Raw genomic sequence first — 18,771 nt, 5'->3', positions numbered from 1 at the left:
TTTCGGTGCATGTCGTACTCGCCGGCGGGGGGACCGCTGGCCACATCGAGCCCGCGCTTGCCCTCGCAGACGCCCTGCGCAGGCAGGACCCGACCGTGGGAATCACTGCCCTCGGCACGGAACGCGGACTTGAGACCAGGCTCGTACCCGAGCGGGGGTACGAACTGGCGCTCATCCCGGCCGTACCGCTGCCGCGCAAACCCACCCCCGAACTGATCACCGTCCCGGGACGGCTGCGCGGCACGATCAAGGCCGCCGAGCAGATCCTGGAGCGCACCAAGGCGGACTGCGTGGTCGGCTTCGGCGGCTACGTCGCCCTGCCCGGCTACCTCGCGGCCAAACGCGCCGGAGTGCCGATCGTCGTCCACGAGGCCAACGCCCGTCCTGGCCTGGCCAACAAGATCGGTTCGCGGTACGCGCACGGCGTCGCCGTCTCCACCCCGGACAGCAAGCTGCGGGGCGCCCGCTACATCGGCATCCCGCTGCGCCGCACCATCGCCACCCTGGACCGTGCCCGGGTCCGCCCCGAGGCGCGTGCCGCCTTCGGCCTGGACCCCAACCTGCCGACGCTGCTGGTCTCCGGCGGCTCGCAGGGCGCCCGGCACCTCAACGAGGTGGTCCAGCGCGTCGCGCCGCTGCTCCAGCGCTCCGGAATCCAGATCCTTCATGTGGTCGGCCCGAAGAATGAATTGCCGCGTATCGACAACATGCCCGGAATGCCGCCCTATATCCCGGTACCGTATGTGAGCCGGATGGACCTCGCGTACGCGGCGGCCGACATGATGCTCTGCCGCGCGGGCGCGATGACCGTCGCCGAACTCTCCGCCGTCGGGCTTCCCGCCGCCTACGTCCCGCTGCCCATCGGCAACGGCGAACAGCGGCTCAACGCCCAGCCGGTGGTCAACGCGGGCGGCGGCCTGCTGGTGGACGACGCGGCGCTCACCCCCGAGTGGGTGCAGGGCAACGTCCTTCCGGTGCTGTCCGATCCGCACCGGCTGTACGAGATGTCGCGCGCCGCCGCCGAGTTCGGCCGGCGCGATGCCGACGACCTGCTCGTCGGCATGGTGTACGAAGCGATTGCCGCACGCCGCCAGGCGTGAGGCGGTGCGGACCCGGGGCGCGCGCCCCGGGTCCGGTGAAGGAGCGAGCGTGGCCGGAGGGACGACCGCCCAGCGCGGTGCGGGCAAGCGGGCGGACACCCCGGCCCGCCCGCCGCACATTGGCACCGAGAGGCGCCGGCCGAGCCGCCGTACACTGCTGATCCTGATCGCCGTCGCGGCGGCGCTGCTCACCGCGGGCGTCGTCTGGGTGCTCTACGGATCGTCCTGGCTGCGGGTGGAGCGCGTGAGCACCACCGGCGTCGGCGTGCTGACCCGTGCCGAGGTGGAGCGGGCGGCGGCGGTGCCGATCGGGGCTCCGCTGATTTCCGTGGACACGGGCGCCATGGAGAACAGGTTGCGCCAGAAGTTGTCTCGTATCGACAGAGTGGATGTCGTACGGTCATGGCCGCACGGCATCGGCCTTAAAGTGACCGAACGAAAGCCGGTCCTGTTGGTGAAAAAGGGCGCAAAGTTCATTGAAGTGGACGCGAAAGGCGTGCGCTTCGCGACGGTGGACAAAGCGCCCCGGGGCGTACCTCTGCTGAAATTGACACCTGATCAGTCAGCGAGTCTGCGCCGCTTCGGCAGTGACCGTCTGTTGCGGGAAGCGGTCCGGGTCGCGGGCGATCTTCCGGAGAACGTTTCCAAGGACACCAGGGTCGTACGGGTCACCTCGTACGACTCGATCTCCTTGGAGCTGACCCGGGGGCGCGTGGTGGCCTGGGGCAGTGGTGAAGAGGGCGCGGTGAAGGCGAGAGTCCTCGCCGCTCTCATGAAAGCCTCTCCCAAAGCGGGGCACTTCGACGTCAGTGCGCCCACCGCCCCTGCGGTTTCGGTGAGTTGACGCACATTTGGCCTGGCCAGCACCCTGGTTGGTCATCGACACGGGTGATCACATAGGGTGAAAAGAAAAACGGGAGGTTCGGCGTGTTCGTTGAACGTGCGCCACTTGTCGACTTAGTGTCCTGTTCGGAAGAGTCCAAGAAGCGGACACACTGGTAACCCTAAACTTGAACGTTAGGGTTTGGGTCGGCGTTCGGACCGTCCCCATCGGCATCCGTCGTCGCCACGGGAATCCCGTGAAGCGGCGACACGTAACTCGAGGCGAGAGGCCTTCGACGTGGCAGCACCGCAGAACTACCTCGCAGTCATCAAGGTCATCGGTGTCGGCGGCGGTGGTGTCAATGCCATCAACCGAATGATCGAGGTCGGTCTCAAGGGCGTCGAGTTCATCGCGATCAACACTGATGCGCAAGCCCTGTTGATGAGCGACGCCGACGTCAAGCTCGACGTCGGCCGTGAACTCACCCGTGGCCTCGGCGCCGGGGCAAACCCGGCCGTCGGTCGCAAGGCGGCAGAGGACCACCGTGAGGAGATCGAGGAGGTCCTCAAGGGGGCCGACATGGTCTTCGTCACCGCCGGAGAAGGCGGCGGCACCGGCACCGGCGGCGCACCCGTCGTCGCCAACATCGCGCGCTCGCTCGGCGCCCTGACGATCGGTGTGGTCACCCGCCCGTTCACTTTCGAGGGCCGGCGACGCGCGAACCAGGCGGAGGACGGCATCGCCGAACTCCGCGAAGAGGTCGACACCCTCATCGTCATTCCCAATGACCGACTGCTGTCCATCTCGGACCGCCAGGTCAGTGTGCTCGACGCGTTCAAGTCGGCCGACCAGGTACTGCTCTCGGGTGTCCAGGGCATCACCGACCTCATCACCACCCCCGGTCTGATCAACCTCGACTTCGCCGACGTCAAGTCGGTCATGTCCGAGGCGGGATCGGCGCTCATGGGGATCGGTTCGGCCCGCGGGGACGACCGCGCGGTGGCCGCCGCGGAGATGGCGATCTCCTCGCCGCTCCTGGAGGCGTCCATCGACGGCGCCCGTGGTGTCCTGCTCTCCATCTCCGGCGGCAGCGACCTCGGTCTCTTCGAGATCAACGAGGCCGCCCAGCTGGTGAGCGAGGCGGCGCACCCCGAGGCGAACATCATCTTCGGCGCCGTCATCGACGACGCGTTGGGCGACGAGGTACGGGTCACCGTGATCGCCGCGGGCTTCGACGGCGGGCAGCCGCCCGCCCGTCGCGAGAACGTCCTGGGGGCCAACTCCAGCAAGCGCGAGGAGCCGGCCGCGCCGGTACGGGCCGCCGAGCCCGTGCGCCAGACCAGCGGACTGGGATCCCTGCCGCTGCGCGAGGAGGCCCCGGCCCAGGCCGAGCCCACCCCGGCATCGAGCGAGAGCCAGCTTCCGCCGGTCTCCGCTCCGCACGTCCCGCCGGCCCGTCCCTACCAGGACACCCAGGCCGAAGAGCTGGATGTACCGGATTTCTTGAAGTGATAGGCCGGCGTCACGCAGTACCCGCGGTTCACGCGGTGGCCTCCGCGGATCGCGCGCACTTCGCCTTCACCGACAGGTGGGGCGGAGTGAGCGCCGCTCCGTACGAGGAGCTCAACCTCGGCGGCGCGGTCGGAGACGACCCCGCCGCCGTACGCGCGAACCGCGAGCGCGCCGCCCGTCACCTCGGTCTCGACCCGGCGCAGGTCGTCTGGATGAACCAGGTGCACGGGCGGGACGTGGCCGTGGTCGACGGACCCTGGGGCGAGACCCCGGAAATCCCGGCCGTGGACGCGGTGGTGACCGCCCGTCGCGGGGTCCCGCTCGCGGTTCTCACCGCCGACTGCACGCCCGTTCTGCTCGCCGACCCGGTCGCCGGAGTCGTCGCGGCGGCGCACGCGGGGCGGCCCGGTCTGGTCGCCGGAGTCGTACCGGCCGCGATCGAGGCCATGATCGGTCTCGGCGCCGAACCTTCCCGTATCACCGCGCACACCGGCCCGGCCGTGTGCGGGCGGTGCTACGAAGTCCCCGAGGGTATGCGGGCGGAGGTCGCGGAGACCGTTCCCGCCTCCTGGTCCGAGACCAGTTGGGGAACACCGGCCGTGGATGTCACCGCCGGAGTGCATGCCCAGCTCGACGCCCTCGGCGTGAGCGACCGGCACAGCTCCCCGTTCTGCACCCTGGAATCGGGCGACCATTTCTCGTACCGCCGCGACCGCACCACGGGGCGGCTCGCCGGATATGTCTGGTTGGACTGATAGGGCATGACGGAACGTAGGGCGCAACTAGCCGAAAATCTGGCACAGGTGGAGGAACGTATTGCTTCCGCTTGTGCAACAGCCGGTCGTAAAAGGGAAGAAGTGACCCTCATTGTGGTCACGAAGACCTATCCCGCGAGCGATGTGCGGATCTTGCACGAACTCGGTGTGCGTCACGTCGCGGAGAATCGCGATCAGGACGCGGCACCCAAAGCCGCCGCTTGTGCGGATCTGTCGCTGACGTGGCACTTTGTCGGACAATTGCAGACGAACAAGGTTCGTTCTGTGGCGAGTTATGCCGATGTCGTGCAGTCGGTGGACCGTGCCAAGTTGGTCACATCCCTGTCCGCGGCCGCGGTGCGCGGCGAACGCGAACTCGACTGCCTCATCCAGGTCGCCCTGGACGCGGACAGCGGCGAACGCGGTGAGCGCGGCGGTGTCGCGCCGGACGCGATCGAGGAGTTGGCCGCCGCGGTGGACGCCGCGCCGGGGCTCCGGCTCGGCGGTCTGATGACGGTCGCGCCGCTCGCCGGTCCGTACGCGGGGCGGCAACGGGCCGCTTTCGACCGGCTGATGGAATTCGCATCCCGCCTGCGCTCCGACCGTCCGGCTGCCACCATGGTCTCCGCGGGGATGAGTGCGGACCTCGAGGACGCGGTAGCGGCCGGAGCGACACATGTACGCGTCGGTACGGCGGTACTCGGAGTCCGACCCAGGCTCGGGTAACGTCGCGAAGCAAGTCGGACCACAGCAGAAAATATGGTCATTCCCGCTCCGAACGGGCAGACCACAGTGGATCGCGGGCACTTGGTGACGAATGCCGATCCACCACAGAGCGGAGGACTCAGAGCATGGCCGGCGCGATGCGCAAGATGGCGGTCTACCTCGGCCTCGTGGAGGACGATGGGTACGACGGTCCGGGGTTCGACCCCGACGATGAATTCGAACCCGAGCCGGAGCCCGAGCGGGACCGGCGGCGGCATCAACCCGCGCACCAGGTGGAGCGGGAGCGCGAGCGCGAACGGGACGAACCGGTGCGAGTGGTGCAACCACCCGCGCAGCGCGAGCCGGTTCAGCTCCCCGCCGAAAGCGGACGACCCGCCCGAATCGCCCCCGTGGCGTCCATCACACCTGAACGCCCGAACATGGAGAAGAACGCACCGGTGATCATGCCCAAGGTTGTGTCCGAGCGGGAGCCTTACCGCATCACCACGCTTCACCCCAGGACCTACAACGAGGCCCGTACCATCGGGGAACACTTCCGTGAGGGCACTCCGGTGATCATGAATCTCACGGAGATGGACGACACGGATGCGAAGCGACTTGTCGACTTTGCCGCAGGACTCGTCTTCGGTCTCCATGGCAGCATTGAGCGCGTGACGCAGAAGGTGTTCCTGTTGTCGCCTGCTAACGTCGATGTCACGGCGGAGGACAAGGCCCGTATCGCAGAGGGCGGATTCTTCAACCAGAGCTGAGAACACGACACCGGGAACAACCCGGCCGCGAGGCCGGTGCCGGCCGAGAGGCCGGAGCTACGAGAGCCAGGGGAGAGGGAAGCGCGGGAATGGGCGTCGCACGGGATGTGGTCTATATCGCGCTGATGTGTTTCCTCATCGTGCTGATCTTCCGGCTGGTCATGGACTATGTCTTCCAGTTCGCACGTTCATGGCAACCCGGCAAGGCGATGGTGGTCGTTCTTGAGGCCACCTACACTGTCACCGATCCACCGCTCAAGCTTCTGCGGCGGTTCATTCCGCCGCTGCGTCTCGGGGGCGTGGCACTCGACCTGTCCTTCTTCGTTCTGATGATCATCGTCTACATCCTGATCCGAGTTGTGGTCAGGTTGTGAGCGATACGGTCTTGCCGACTGCCGACGACTACGTAGAGGTGAAGAAGAGATGCCGCTGACCCCCGAGGACGTGCGGAACAAGCAGTTCACGACCGTCCGCCTCCGAGAAGGCTATGACGAGGACGAGGTCGATGCCTTCCTCGACGAGGTCGAATCGGAGCTGACCCGTCTGCTCCGTGAGAACGAGGACCTGCGCGCCAAGCTGGCCGCCGCGACGCGTGCCGCCGCGCAGAACCAGCAGCAGCAGGGCATGCGCAAGCCGGAGCCGCAGGACCGGCCCGGTGCGCCCGTTCCCGCCGCCATATCCGGTCCGCCGGTGCAGCAGCAGCCCCCGCAGATGGGTCCGCCCCAACTGCCCGGTGGCGCGCCGCAGCTGCCCGCCGGTCCCAGTGGCCATGGCCCCCAGGGTGGCCACGGTCCCGGTCCGCAGGGCCCGCACGGCCCCGGACCGATGCAGGGCGGTCCCATGGGTGGCCCGATGGGCGGCCCCATGGGCGGTCACGCCCAGCAGCAGCAGATGCAGCAGATGCAACAGCAGCAGCAGCCGCAGATGCAGCAGCCCGGTCAGGGCCCCGGTGGCGACAGTGCCGCCCGTGTCCTCTCGCTCGCACAGCAGACCGCCGACCAGGCGATCGCGGAGGCCCGTTCCGAGGCCAACAAGATCGTCGGCGAGGCGCGCAGCCGTGCCGAGGGCCTGGAGCGCGACGCGCGTGCCAAGGCCGACGCGCTGGAGCGGGACGCGCAGGAGAAGCACCGCGTGGCGATGGGCTCGCTGGAGTCGGCCCGCGCGACGCTGGAGCGCAAGGTCGAGGACCTGCGGGGCTTCGAGCGCGAGTACCGGACCCGTCTGAAGTCCTACCTGGAGAGCCAGCTGCGTCAGCTGGAGACCCAGGCCGACGACTCGCTGGCTCCGCCGCGGACCCCGGCGACGGCCTCGCTGCCGCCGTCGCCCTCGCTGGCTCCGGCCGGTGCGGGAGCCATGGGTCACCCCATGGGTGGTGGCAACCACGGCGGGCACAACAGCCAGCAGATGGGCGCCAACGCGTCCATGGGCGGTGCGCCTTCGTACGGTGGCCAGCAGCAGATGTCGCCCGCGATGACGCAGCCGATGGCACCGGTGCGGCCGCAGGCGCCGCAGCCGATGCAGCAGGCGCCTTCGCCGATGCGTGGGTTCCTGATCGACGAGGACGACAACTGAGCGGTTTGCGCTCGCTGAGCGCGTAGCCGTCGGCAGGCTGAGGGTCGGGTCCTGGGGTTTCCCCGGGGCCCGGCCCTTTGTCGTGGGTGGGTGTGGGGTGTGTGGGGTGTGCGTGGGGTGGGGCGGGGGTGCGGGTGGGGTGGGGCGCCTGCGGCGGGCCTGTCCCCTACCCGCCCCTTCCCGAAACTGGGGCGCTGCCCCAGGCCCCGGTCCTCAATCGCCGGACGGGCTGAAAAGCGCCCTCAATCGCCGGGCGGGCTGGGGGTGTGGGGCGGGGTGGGGGAGCCAATCGGGCTGAAATGGGCGCCCTCAAGTGCCGGGCGGGGCTGGGGTGCGGGATGGGCTTGGAGGTGGGGCCAGGTGCGGGGCGGGCTTGGGGTGCGGGGCGGGGTGAAATGCGCGCTCAGGCGAGGGGCAGGGTGGGGGAGCCAATCCGGCTGAAATGCGCGCTCAAGTGCCGGGCGGGGCGAGGGCGCGGGACGGGCTGGGATGTGTCCTCAAGCGCCGGGCGCGTTGGGGTGCGGGACGGGCTGGGATGCGTCCGCAAGTGCCGGGCGGGTTGGGGTGCGGGGCGGGGTGGGCGTGTCCTCAAGTGCCGGGTGGGGGTGTCCCTAAGTGCCGGGTGGGTGAGGTGTGCCCTTGATTGTCGGGCGGGGTGGGGATGGGGAAGGGCCCGGCCGGGGGTGGTCCGGGCGGGCCCTTCGGGGTGGGGCTCTGGGGTTACTGCTCCGTCTTGCGGAGGCGGAAGGTGAGGGACAGGCCCTCGTCCTCGAACGGGGTGCCGTACGTGTCGTCCGCCTCGGCCTGCGCGTAGTCCAGGGCCAGGACCTCGTCCTGGATCAGCGGCGCGTGCTCGGTCAGGGCCTCCACCGTGGCGGGGGACGTGGACGTCCAGCGCACCGCGATCCGGTCCGCCACGTCCAGGCCGCTGTTCTTGCGGGCCTCCTGGATCAGGCGGATCGCGTCACGGGCCAGGCCCGCGCGCCGCAGTTCCGGGGTGATCTCCAGGTCCAGGGCGACCGTGGCGCCCGAGTCGGAGGCCACCGACCAGCCCTCACGCGGTGTCTCGGTGATGATCACCTCGTCGGGGGAGAGGGTGACCTTCTCGCCGTCCACCTCGACCGACGCCGTACCCTCGCGCAGGGCCAGGGAGAGCGCGGCCGCGTCCGTGTCGGCGACGGCCTTGGCCACTGCCTGGACGCCCTTGCCGAACCGCTTGCCCAGGGCACGGAAGTTGGCCTTCGCCGTCGTGTCGACGAGCGAGCCGCCGACGTCCGAGAGGGAGGCCAGCGAGGTGACGTTCAGCTCCTCGGTGATCTGGGCGCGGAGTTCGGGGGAGAGGGTCTCGAAGCCGGTGGCGCCCACCAGGGCACGGGACAGCGGCTGGCGGGTCTTGACGCCCGACTCGGCGCGGGTGGCCCGGCCCAGCTCCACCAGGCGGCGCACCAGCGCCATCTGCGTGGACAGCGCGGGGTCGATCGCCGCCAGGTCCGGCTTCGGCCAGGTGGAGAGGTGCACCGACTCCGGGGCGTCCGGGCCGACCGGCACGATCAGGTCCTGCCAGACCCGCTCCGTGATGAACGGGGTCAGCGGTGCCATCAGCCGGGTCACCGTCTCGATGACCTCGTGCAGCGTGCGCAGCGCCGCCTTGTCGCCCTGCCAGAAGCGGCGGCGCGAGCGGCGGACGTACCAGTTGGACAGGTCGTCCACGAAAGAGGAGAGCAGCTTGCCGGCGCGCTGGGTGTCGTAACCGTCCAGCGCCTGGGTGACCTGGTCCACCAGTGCGTGGAGTTCGCTGAGCAGCCAGCGGTCCAGGACCGTGCGGTCCGCCGGTGCCGGGTCGGCGGAGGAGGGGGCCCAGTTCGACGTACGGGCGTACAGGGCCTGGAAGGCGACCGTGTTCCAGTACGTGAGGAGGGTCTTGCGGACGACCTCCTGGATGGTGTCGTGCCCCACGCGCCGCGCCGCCCACGGGGAGCCGCCCGCCGCCATGAACCAGCGCACCGCGTCGGCACCGTGCTGGTCCATCAGCGGGATGGGCTGGAGGATGTTGCCCAGGTGCTTGGACATCTTGCGGCCGTCCTCGGCGAGGATGTGGCCGAGGCACACCACGTTCTCGTACGACGACTTGTCGAAGACCAGCGTGCCCACGGCCATGAGCGTGTAGAACCAGCCGCGGGTCTGGTCGATGGCCTCCGAGATGAACTGCGCCGGGTAGCGGCTCTCGAAGATCTCCTTGTTCTTGTACGGGTAGCCCCACTGCGCGAACGGCATCGAACCGGCGTCGTACCAGGCGTCGATGACCTCGGGGACGCGGTACGCCTCCAGCTGGCAGTTCTCGTGCGAGCAGGTGAACGTGATCTCGTCGATGAACGGACGGTGCGGGTCCAGGTCCGTCCGGTCCGTGCCGGTCAGCTCACCGAGCTCGGCGCGCGAGCCGACACAAGTGAGGTGGTTGTCCTCGCAGCGCCAGATGGGCAGCGGCGTGCCCCAGTAGCGGTTGCGGGACAGCGCCCAGTCGACGTTGTTGTTCAGCCAGTCGCCGAAGCGGCCGTTCTTGACCGACTCGGGGAACCAGTTGGTGTTCTCGTTCTCTTCGAGGAGCCGGTCCTTGATCGCGGTCGTACGGATGTACCAGGACGGCTGCGCGTAGTAGAGCAGCGCGGTGTGGCAGCGCCAGCAGTGCGGGTAGCTGTGCTCGTACGGGACGTGGCGGAACAGCTTGCCGCGGGCGGCCAGGTCCTCGGTGAGCGCTTCGTCGGCCTTCTTGAAGAAGACGCCGCCGATCAGCGGCAGGTCTTCCTCGAAGGTCCCGTCGGGGCGGACCGGGTTCACGACCGGGAGCCCGTAGGAGCGGCAGACGACGAGGTCGTCGGCGCCGAAGGCGGGGGACTGGTGGACCAGACCCGTACCGTCCTCGGTGGTCACGTAGTCGGCGTTGACGACGTAGTGGGCCTCGGCCGGGAAGTCGAGCAGGGTGAACGGGCGCTCGTAGGTCCAGCGCTCCATCTCGGCGCCGGTGAAGGACTCGCCGGTGGTCTCCCAGCCCTCGCCGAGGGCCTTCTCCAGCAGGGGCCGCGCGACGACGAGCTTCTCCTCGCCGTTCGTCGCGACGACGTAGGTGACCTCGGGGTGCACGGCGACGGCGGTGTTGGAGACCAGGGTCCAGGGCGTGGTCGTCCAGACCAGGAGCGCGGCCTCGCCGGCCAGCGGGCCGCTCGTCAGCGGGAAGCGTACGAAGACCGACGGGTCGACGACCGTCTCGTAGCCCTGGGCCAGCTCGTGGTCGGAGAGCCCGGTGCCGCACCGCGGGCACCAGGGGGCGACCCGGTGGTCCTGGACCAGCAGGTCCTTGTTGAAGATCTCCTTCAGCGACCACCACACGGAGTCGATGTACTCGGGGTCCATCGTGCGGTACGCGTCGTCCAGGTCGACCCAGTACCCCATCCGGGTCGTCAGCTCGGCGAAGGCGTCGGTGTGCCGGGTCACGGACTCGCGGCACTTGGCGTTGAACTCGGCGATGCCGTACGCCTCGATGTCGTTCTTGCCGTTGAAGCCCAGTTCCTTCTCGACCGCGAGCTCGACCGGCAGGCCGTGGCAGTCCCAGCCGGCCTTGCGGCCGACGTGGTAGCCCTGCATGGTGCGGAAGCGGGGGAAGACGTCCTTGAAGACGCGGGCCTCGATGTGGTGCGCGCCGGGCATGCCGTTGGCGGTGGGCGGGCCCTCGTAGAAGACCCACTCGGGGCGGCCCTCGGACTGTTCGAGGCTCTTGGCGAAGACCTTGCTCTCGCGCCAGAAGTCGAGCACGGCGTGCTCCAGCGCGGGCAGGTCGATCTGGGCGGGTACCTGGCGGTACTGCGGCGATGTCATGTGCGGGCTTCCTCCGGCGGACGTTTTCCACTTCCGTCGGAGGGACGAGAGCATGTCGCTCCCGCGGTACCACCCTCCTTGGCCCCGGGCGTGTGCCCTTGGCCCCCTCATTGGGGTCGCGATGCCGGGTCTACTGGCCTTGCGGCGTTCTTCCGACGGCTCCGGGTGATCTTCACGACGCGCTCGCCCCCGGGCTCCCACCGTCCCCGGGTCGCTGCTGGCTGCGTACGACGCTACTCGTCCCATCCATGCCTCTCGCTGAGGCCAGTGTACGGGCCCGTACGGGCGACGGCCGACCGGTTCAACCGCCGCCCCCGGGCATGACCCGAATGGCCAGAGGGGGGCGGACGGACTTTCCGGTCCGGGGCGGGAACGGATTACCGGGCGGGGAGCTGGGCACAACGGAGGCAAGCGCGCCTCGACCTGGGCACAGGGAGGGGCGAACGGCGGCGTGCCCCGTTGCCGCGGAGCTGGGGTCGATTTATCGTCCCAGCACGATTCGCGTGCAAGATCACAATATGTGAAGGGGCCGCGGCCATGGTGGCGAAGAAGACGGCGAAAGAGACCGTGGAGACCGTGGCCGAGAAGGAGGCCGCCAGGACGCCACCGGCCGAGAAGGCGGCGAAGAAGGCGGCCGCGAAGAAGGCCCCGGCGAAGAAGGCGGCGGCGAAGAAGACCGCGGCCGGGGCTGCGGCGGGCAGGAAGACGGCGGCAAAGAAGGCGCCGGCGAAGAAGAGCGCGGTCAAGAAGGCTTCGAAGAAGGCCGCAGCGGCGGCCATGGGGGCGGCCCAGGCCGCCGAGCAGACGGGAGCCACCACGGTGGTAGCCAAGAAGAGCGCGGGTCGGACCACAGCTGCCGGAAAGGGGGCGGCGGCGGTGCCGCAGGCCCGCGCCGCCGCTGCGACAGCCCCCGGCGAGCTGGCGGTACGGCCCGGGGAGGACCCGTGGACGCCCGAGGAGGTCACCGAGGCGCGCACGGAGCTGACCAGCGAGGTCATGCGGCTGCGGAGCGAGCTGGAGGCATCGGGGGCCGCGCTGGCCGGACTGATGCGGGACTCCGGCGACGGCGCGGGTGACGACGAGGCGGACACCGGAACGAAGAACATCACCCGCGAGCACGAGCTGTCGCTCGCCGCCAACGCCCAGGAGATGCTGGAGCAGACCGAGCGGGCCCTGGCCCGGCTGGAGGCGGGGACGTACGGGCTCTGCGAGATCTGCGGCAAACCGATCGGGAAGGCACGGATGCAGGCATTTCCCCGGGCCACCCTGTGTGTGGAGGACAAACAGAAGCAGGAGCGACGCGGCTGATCCGCCGGGGTGTGTCGTACCCTCGTCCTCAGTCAGGCACCTAGGTTGAGGGACTCACGTGGCAGAGGCGGAGCGCATCATCGGTACGCCGGATATCCCTGATGCAGCGGGGGCCGACGGGGCCGAGCCCCCGAAGGCCGCCGACGGCACGGTCGTGGGCTCGACGGGAAGCGCGGTCGAAGGCCCGGCCGGGAGCACGGTCGAGGGCGACGGCCCCGGCGGCAGCACGGCCACGGACAGGGGCAGGCGGAAGATCCTGGCCCTCTTCGCCGTGGCGGTCGTCGCCTATCTGCTGGACCTGACCACCAAGATGATCGTGGTCGCGAAGCTGGAGCACCAGGAGCCCATCGAGATCTTCGGCGACTGGCTGAAGCTCAGCGCCATCCGGAACGCGGGTGCCGCGTTCGGGATCGGCGAGGCGTTCACGGTGATCTTCACCGTGATCGCAGCCGGTGTGATCGTGGTCATCGCCCGGCTCGCCCGCAAGCTCTACAGCCTGCCGTGGGCCATCGCGCTGGGACTGCTGCTCGGCGGTGCGCTGGGTAATCTCACCGACCGCATCTTCCGTGCGCCCGGCGTGTTCAAGGGCGCGGTGGTCGACTTCATCGCTCCCGCGCACTTCGCGGTCTTCAACCTCGCCGACTCCGCGATCGTCTGCGGCGGCATCCTGATCGTGATCCTTTCCTTCAAGGGGCTTGACCCCGACGGCACCGTGCACAAGGACTAGCAGGCGCAAGGCATACTCGACAGGTGAGTACGCATCCCGAGATCCGCACCCTGCCCGTACCCGATGGCCTGGAAGGCGAGCGTGTCGACGCCGCCATCTCCCGGATGTTCGGTTTCTCCCGCACCAAGGCCGCAGAGCTGGCCGCCGCCGGGAAGGTCCAGGTGGACGGTGCGGTGGCCGGGAAGTCCGAGCGGGTGCACGGTGGCGCCTGGCTGGAAGTGGAGATGCCGCAGGCACCCGCTCCGGTCCAGATCGTCGCCGAGCCCGTCGAGGGCATGGAGATCGTGCACGACGACGACGACATCGTCGTGATCGTGAAGCCGGTCGGCGTCGCCGCCCACCCGAGCCCCGGCTGGACCGGGACCACGGTCATCGGCGGTCTTGCGGCGGCCGGATACCGGATCTCGACCTCCGGTGCCGCCGAGCGCCAGGGCATCGTGCACCGCCTGGACGTCGGCACCTCGGGGCTGATGGTCGTCGCCAAGTCGGAGCGCGCCTACACCCTGCTCAAGGCCCAGTTCCGCGACCGGGTCGTCGAGAAGAAGTACCACGCGCTCGTGCAGGGCCACCCGGACCCGATGAGCGGCACCATCGACGCCCCCATCGGCCGCCACCCCAACCACGACTACAAGTGGGCGGTCACGGCCGAGGGCAAGCCGTCCATCACGCACTACGACCTGATCGAGGCGTACCGGGCCGCGAGCCTCCTCGACATCAAGCTGGAGACGGGTCGCACCCACCAGATCCGGGTGCACATGTCGGCCCACCGCCACCCCTGCGTCGGGGACCTCACCTACGGTGCCGACCCGACCCTGGCCAAGCGCCTCGGCCTGACCCGGCAGTGGCTGCACGCCGTGCGCCTCGGTTTCGAGCACCCCTCCGACGGCAGCTGGGTGGAGTTCTCCAGCGGCTACCCGGACGACCTCCAGCAGGCCCTCGACACGATCGTGGCGGAGAGCGAGTGACCACCGCTCCCGCCCCGTACACCACCCGCAGGGCTCTCGACGACGGCGAACTGGCTGCCTGCTTCCAGGTCCGCAAGGACGTCTTCGTCGGTGAGCAGCAGGTGCCCGAGGAGATCGAGTACGACGCCCACGACGCGGACGCGGTGCATGTCCTGGCCCTCGCGGCGGACGGCTCGGCGCTCGGTACGGGACGGCTGCTGCACGGCGCCGCCGCGGCGGACCGGACCGGCGGTGACCTCACGGTCGGCGCGCTCGGCAGGCTCGCCGTGACCCGGACGGCACGCGGGCTCGGCGTCGGCGCCGCACTGGTGCGCGCCATCGAGGACCAGGCGCGCACGCTGGGCCTGGGCGCCGTCGATCTGCACGCCCAGACCCATGCCCTCGGTTTCTACGAGCGGCTCGGGTATGTGGCCTACGGCCCCGAGTTCCCGGACGCGGGCATCGCCCACCGGGCGATGCGCCGCACGCTCTGAGCGGAGCTCCGCACCTCAGTCCGGCAGACCCCAGCGCGTCCACGCGCCGTTCGACGGCACCTCGCGCGGACCGGTCTCCGGGCGGCGCGAGGTGCGCGGGGTGATCAGCACGGTGCCCCCGCGCGGCACGTCCAGGGTGATCCGGCCGGGGCCGGTCTCCCGCCGGCGCACCGGGTGCCCGCGCCCGTCCCGTACGTCGATCTCGCCCTCCACCGAGTGCTCCAGCGTCAGCGGCGCGCCCGCCTCGCTGCGTACCCGTACCCAGCGGGTGAGACCGCCCGAGCGGTCCGCGTCCACCAGGAACGCGCCCTGGGTGCGCAGTGAGGCGATCGACGCGTCCGCCCACCGCCGCGAGAGGGACGGAAAGACCTTCACCACCCCGTCGTGTCCCTGCACCACCATGTCGAGCATCGACTGGGCGGCGGACAGCGGGCTCTCCAGGGCGAGGTTGCGGCCCTCCCGGTACATCGTGTTCACCGTCATCGCGCAGTCGGCGACCACGTTCAGGTCGGTGAAGAAGGTCAGGAAGTCGAGCGCCTTCTCCGGCTCGTCCATCACGGAGTACATGGACGACGCCGTGGCGTAGCTGTACCCGTGCCACAGCTCCCGCATGGACACCCAGTGGTCCATGCTGCGCCGCATGACGGCCCGGTCCGGCGCCCGGTCCCAGTTCCGCTCGCGCAGGGGGTGGAGCCAGAGCAGATGGGAGTGGTGGCGGTGCGACGCGGCGAGCGGCACATCCTTGCCGATCATGACTCCGGCCGCCGGGTCCTCGGCGTACGGGGCGAGACGCCGGCCGATGTCCCGCCAGCGCCCCAGCCGGGGGTCGTCGTGGCGCAGCAGCTCCGCCGACCCGATGAGCGTGCGCACGCCCCAGCGGATGAGCGAGAGGTCGTACGTGCAGTCCGCGGCGTCGGCGTACTCGGGGGAGCGGGTGGTGAGCAGATGCAGCCGGCCGTCGGAGCCCTCGCGCAGGAAGTGGGCGTAGAACGTGATCGCCTTCGCGAGGATCGGATACACCACGTCGCGCAGGACGGCCGGGTCCATCGAGTGCCGGTAGGCCAGCCAGACGTGGTGCAGGGCCCAGGTGAGGTTCCCGAAGTTGTCGGAGATCCGGTCCGAGCCCGGTATTCCGACGTCGTAGGTGTCGCCCGCGCGCAGCTGCCAGTCGGAGGGGTGGCCGAGGGCGTAGCTCTCCCCGTCGCGGTACGCGGCCGGGACGGAGGCGGGCAGGTGGTGCTCGAAGCGGCGCAAGGCGTGGGTCACCGAGTCGAGTTCGGGGTGGTTGGAGCCGTGGACCGGCGCCATGCCGATCTGGACGTTGAGGTTCCACCAGACCGCGGTCCAGTTGTTCCCGACCTCCGGGAACCAGGGGCCCCACTCGGAGATGACCGGGCCCCGGGCGCGGGTCGCCGAGGCGAGCTTGTAGAGCTGGGTGACGTAGAAACTCTGCAGCCGCTTGTCCGGTACGGACAGGAAGCTGCGCCGGTAGTAGGCGTGCCACCAGCCGCGGTGGCGGTCCACCAGCCGGTCCGGGTCGGTGGCGAGGGTGCGGTCCACGGCCCGCAGCGCGGCCGAGGTCGCCTCGGCCGGCTCGCCGGGGAAGCGGTACACGAGGTGCGCGGCGAGCAGCCGTCCGGTGCCCTCGCGGCGCTCGCGCCAGGCGGTGGTCCAGCCGCCGCCCGCGAGCAGCGGCTGCTCGACGAAGCCGTCGCCCACCCGCGGGGCCGGGTTGGGGGTGTAGTCCGCGGGCCTGCCGCTGGTACGGGTGGTGGCGGCGGGCAGCCACTGGAAGGTCCAGGCGGCGGCCTCCTCGCCCGCCGTCGGCCGGGTGGAGAGCAGCAGCGCACCGGTGTCGTTGTGGATGAGGGCGCAGAACGCGAGGCTGCCGCGGGTGGTGGTGACGGTGCCGCGCAGCTCCGCGTCGTACAGGTCGAGTGTCCAGTCGACGGCCGTGATCTCCCCGGCGAGCGTGAGCGTGAAGTACCCGACGGGAAGCCGGGAGAAGCCGATGCCGCCGCGCCACTGTCCGCGCTGGTCCTGTACCTGACTGTGGCTCAGCATCAGCTTCAGGGTGTTCGGAGTCGCGCCCGCGTACAGCAGGGCGCCCAGGTGGCCGTTGGCCAGGAACGGGGCCTCCTGCCAGCCCGTGGGGAGCCGCCGCCAGGTCATGGCCGCCGCACGGACGCTGTTCTCGTACGGGTCCGAGGAGGCCGGGCCGACCGCGCCGGCGGGCGGTGACGCCCAGGCGGTACGGGAGCCGGCGAGCCAGAGCGCGGTGGTTCCGGCGGCCGTGGTGGAGACGAAGCGCCTTCGGGAGAACTCGGTCATGGGTCTCTCCTGCCGGTCATGTACGTGGCGGTGGTTCGTGTTCCTGAACCGTGCCCGCCGCATAATGCCCCCCTCGCCAGGTCGGCGGAAGAGGCGCGACGGCAAAGACATCGGAGGAATGTGGCGCCAAGAGGACGGCCGGAGGGGGGTGTTGCCTGATTTGCAGGCATTGCATGGCAGGGTGGAAGCCCCGATCGACCGATCACCGCTCGACTGCGCACGCCCGGAAGGCACATCGTGGATCAAATGGCACTGCTGCTCCTGCTCCTGCTCGGAGCCGTGGTCACGGTGCCGTTGGGGGAGCGGCTGGGCCTCCCGGCGCCGGTGCTGATGACGCTCGCCGGGATCGCGATGGCGTTCACCAGCTTCGTGCCGAATGTCGACATCCCGCCGGAGATCATCCTTCCCGCGCTGTTGCCGCCGCTGCTCTACGCCTCCGTGCAGCGCACCTCCTGGCGGCAGTTCGCCGCCAACAGACGACCGATCTTTCTGCTGGCCGTGGCGCTGGTGTTCGTCACCACGGCCGCGGTCGCCGCGGTCGCCAACTCGATCGTCCCCGGACTGCCCATCGCCGCCGCGGTCGCCCTCGGCGCGCTCGTCGCCCCGCCCGACCCGGTCGCCGCGACGGCCGTCGCGGGTTCGGTCGGGCTGCCGCGCAGGCTGGTCTCGATCCTGGAGGGCGAGGGGCTGTTCAACGACGTGACCGCGATCGTGCTCTACCACGTGGCGATCGCCGCCGCGGTGAGCGGGACCTTCTCGCTGCCCGAGGCCTTCGGGCTGCTGATCCTGTCCGCCGTCGTCGCGGTGGCCGTCGGACTCGCGCTCGGCTGGCTCACCATCAAACTGATGGGCATCCTGGGGGACGCCACCCTTCAGGTCGGCCTCTCCCTGCTCGTGCCCTTCGTGAGTTACGTCCTCGCCGAGGAGCTGATGGGGTCGGGCGTGCTGGCCGTCCTGACCACGGCGCTCTTCCTCGCCGAGCACACCGCGGACGCCGACGACGTCCTCGGACGTCTCACCGGACGTACCTTCTGGGAGATTGTCGACACCCTTGTCACCGGTGTCGCCTTCGGACTGATCGGCCTCGAACTCCACAGCGTCTTCGGCACGGCCGACGGGCGCGAACTGGAGATGGTGGGCTGGGGCCTCGCGATCGTCGTGGTGGTCGTCGGCGTACGGCTGCTGTGGCTGCTGCCCGCGACCTGGCTCGCCAAGCGGCTGCACAAACGGCGGGACGTCAGCGAGGAGATCCCCACCAGTTGGCGGGAGACCGTCGTCATGTGGTGGGCCGGGATGCGCGGGGTGGCCTCGGTCGCGCTGGCGCTGGCGATCCCGCTGGAGACGGACGACGGGAAGCCGTTCCCCGGCCGCGACGAGATCATCTTCATCGCGTTCGCCGTCATCATGGCGACCCTCGTCTTCCAGGGGCTCACACTGCCCTGGCTGGTGCGCAAGCTCGGCGTGCGCGCCGACACGGACGCCGAGCGGGCCCTGGAGCGGGACCTCGCGATCCGCGCCGCCAAAGCCGCCAAGTACCGGCTCAAGGAGATCCAGGAGGTCGAGGACTTCCCGGAGGACGTCATCGAGCGGCTGCAGCGCGCGGCGTACGACATCGGGGCGCGGATCAGCCCGGACATGGTCGACGAGGAGCGGCGCGAGGCGTACGCGAAGCGCGCGGACCGGTTCAGGGCGGTCAGCCGCGTCCAGCGCGAGATGATGTCGGCCGCCCGCCACGCGGTGCTCTCCGCGCGCAGTGAACCGGGCGCCGACCCCGAGGTGGTCGACCGGGTGCTGCGCTACCTGGACGTACGCAGCCTGCGCTGAGGCGCGCCGGAGCGCGGCGGAGGCGCGGGGCGCGCG

Annotated in this window: 15 protein-coding genes; 13 read left to right on the top strand and 2 right to left on the bottom strand. The window is 70.1% G+C overall.

What is annotated here, in order from left to right; all coding sequences use genetic code 11:
* The first annotated feature begins 5 nt into the window (after positions 1-5).
* The 8 genes from murG to OG251_RS09945 all read left to right on the top strand — a co-directional run bounded on the left by murG (position 6) and on the right by OG251_RS09945 (position 7,237).
* Complete coding sequence (gene murG, locus OG251_RS09980) at positions 6-1,100, top strand: undecaprenyldiphospho-muramoylpentapeptide beta-N-acetylglucosaminyltransferase (protein ID WP_073725270.1); 1,095 nt, start codon at positions 6-8, stop codon at positions 1,098-1,100.
* A gap of 49 nt (positions 1,101-1,149) precedes the next feature.
* Complete coding sequence (locus OG251_RS09975) at positions 1,150-1,944, top strand: cell division protein FtsQ/DivIB (RefSeq protein WP_326676820.1); 795 nt, start codon at positions 1,150-1,152, stop codon at positions 1,942-1,944.
* Between the two features lie 276 nt (positions 1,945-2,220).
* Entirely contained in the window at positions 2,221-3,435 is a 1,215-nt protein-coding gene (ftsZ, locus tag OG251_RS09970; protein WP_326676819.1) for a cell division protein FtsZ, read from the top strand.
* The gene (gene pgeF / locus OG251_RS09965; protein ID WP_326676818.1) at positions 3,432-4,190 is read left to right on the top strand and encodes a peptidoglycan editing factor PgeF; all 759 of its coding nucleotides are present in this window, start codon (positions 3,432-3,434) and stop codon (positions 4,188-4,190) included. Before ftsZ ends, pgeF begins: the two co-directional genes overlap by 4 nt.
* A 6-nt stretch (positions 4,191-4,196) precedes the next feature.
* On the top strand, positions 4,197-4,916 hold the full coding sequence (locus OG251_RS09960) for a YggS family pyridoxal phosphate-dependent enzyme (RefSeq protein WP_326676817.1): 720 nt from the start codon (positions 4,197-4,199) through the stop codon (positions 4,914-4,916).
* Between the two features lie 125 nt (positions 4,917-5,041).
* Positions 5,042-5,665 (top strand): cell division protein SepF, encoded by a 624-nt coding sequence (locus OG251_RS09955; RefSeq protein WP_073725275.1) that lies wholly within the window; start codon positions 5,042-5,044, stop codon positions 5,663-5,665.
* A gap of 89 nt (positions 5,666-5,754) precedes the next feature.
* Positions 5,755-6,039 carry a YggT family protein gene (locus OG251_RS09950; protein WP_073725276.1) on the top strand — a complete coding sequence of 95 codons (285 nt, stop codon included), beginning with the start codon at positions 5,755-5,757 and terminating at the stop codon, positions 6,037-6,039.
* A 49-nt stretch (positions 6,040-6,088) separates the two neighbouring features.
* Positions 6,089-7,237 (top strand): DivIVA domain-containing protein, encoded by a 1,149-nt coding sequence (locus OG251_RS09945; RefSeq protein WP_326676816.1) that lies wholly within the window; start codon positions 6,089-6,091, stop codon positions 7,235-7,237.
* Between the two features lie 720 nt (positions 7,238-7,957).
* Here OG251_RS09945 and ileS read toward each other — a convergent pair.
* Positions 7,958-11,107: an isoleucine--tRNA ligase gene (gene ileS, locus OG251_RS09940; RefSeq protein ID WP_326676815.1), complete on the bottom strand. Its 3,150-nt coding sequence runs from the start codon at positions 11,105-11,107 to the stop codon at positions 7,958-7,960.
* Between the two features lie 537 nt (positions 11,108-11,644).
* Here ileS and OG251_RS09935 point away from each other — a divergent pair.
* Genes OG251_RS09935 through OG251_RS09920 form a run of 4 tightly spaced genes read left to right on the top strand, consistent with a single transcriptional unit; the run spans position 11,645 to position 14,580 of the window.
* Positions 11,645-12,415 carry a TraR/DksA family transcriptional regulator gene (locus OG251_RS09935; RefSeq protein WP_326676814.1) on the top strand — a complete coding sequence of 257 codons (771 nt, stop codon included), beginning with the start codon at positions 11,645-11,647 and terminating at the stop codon, positions 12,413-12,415.
* 58 nt (positions 12,416-12,473) lie between these two features.
* On the top strand, positions 12,474-13,142 hold the full coding sequence (lspA, locus tag OG251_RS09930; RefSeq protein WP_326676813.1) for a signal peptidase II: 669 nt from the start codon (positions 12,474-12,476) through the stop codon (positions 13,140-13,142).
* Between the two features lie 23 nt (positions 13,143-13,165).
* Positions 13,166-14,107, top strand: a complete 942-nt coding sequence (locus tag OG251_RS09925) for an RluA family pseudouridine synthase (protein ID WP_326676812.1) — start codon at positions 13,166-13,168, stop codon at positions 14,105-14,107.
* Positions 14,104-14,580: a GNAT family N-acetyltransferase gene (locus tag OG251_RS09920; RefSeq protein WP_326676811.1), complete on the top strand. Its 477-nt coding sequence runs from the start codon at positions 14,104-14,106 to the stop codon at positions 14,578-14,580. Before OG251_RS09925 ends, OG251_RS09920 begins: the two co-directional genes overlap by 4 nt.
* Positions 14,581-14,595: 15 nt before the next feature.
* Here the strand turns inward: OG251_RS09920 and OG251_RS09915 are convergent, their stop codons facing one another.
* Complete coding sequence (locus OG251_RS09915) at positions 14,596-16,911, bottom strand: glycosyl hydrolase family 95 catalytic domain-containing protein (RefSeq protein WP_326676810.1); 2,316 nt, start codon at positions 16,909-16,911, stop codon at positions 14,596-14,598.
* Positions 16,912-17,148: 237 nt separating this feature from the next.
* Between OG251_RS09915 and OG251_RS09910 the strand changes: the two genes are divergently transcribed.
* Entirely contained in the window at positions 17,149-18,735 is a 1,587-nt protein-coding gene (locus OG251_RS09910) for a Na+/H+ antiporter (protein ID WP_326676809.1), read from the top strand.
* The last annotated feature ends 36 nt before the right edge of the window (positions 18,736-18,771 follow it).

The organism is Streptomyces sp. NBC_01237 (genome assembly GCF_035917275.1).
Taxonomy (GTDB): domain Bacteria; phylum Actinomycetota; class Actinomycetes; order Streptomycetales; family Streptomycetaceae; genus Streptomyces.
Note: the sequence above shows the minus strand (reverse complement) of the source record. Positions and strands in the feature narration are given on the sequence as shown.

Excerpts from the sequence above, each read along its gene's own strand:
- OG251_RS09960 (WP_326676817.1), top strand. The coding sequence starts at position 4,197 with ATGACGGAACGTAGGGCGCAACTAGCCGAAAATCTGGCACAGGTGGAG.
- OG251_RS09955 (WP_073725275.1), top strand. The coding sequence starts at position 5,042 with ATGGCCGGCGCGATGCGCAAGATGGCGGTCTACCTCGGCCTCGTGGAG.
- OG251_RS09950 (WP_073725276.1), top strand. The coding sequence starts at position 5,755 with ATGGGCGTCGCACGGGATGTGGTCTATATCGCGCTGATGTGTTTCCTC.
- OG251_RS09945 (WP_326676816.1), top strand. The coding sequence starts at position 6,089 with ATGCCGCTGACCCCCGAGGACGTGCGGAACAAGCAGTTCACGACCGTC.
- ileS (WP_326676815.1), bottom strand. The coding sequence starts at position 11,107 with ATGACATCGCCGCAGTACCGCCAGGTACCCGCCCAGATCGACCTGCCC.
- OG251_RS09935 (WP_326676814.1), top strand. The coding sequence starts at position 11,645 with ATGGTGGCGAAGAAGACGGCGAAAGAGACCGTGGAGACCGTGGCCGAG.
- OG251_RS09915 (WP_326676810.1), bottom strand. The coding sequence starts at position 16,911 with ATGACCGAGTTCTCCCGAAGGCGCTTCGTCTCCACCACGGCCGCCGGA.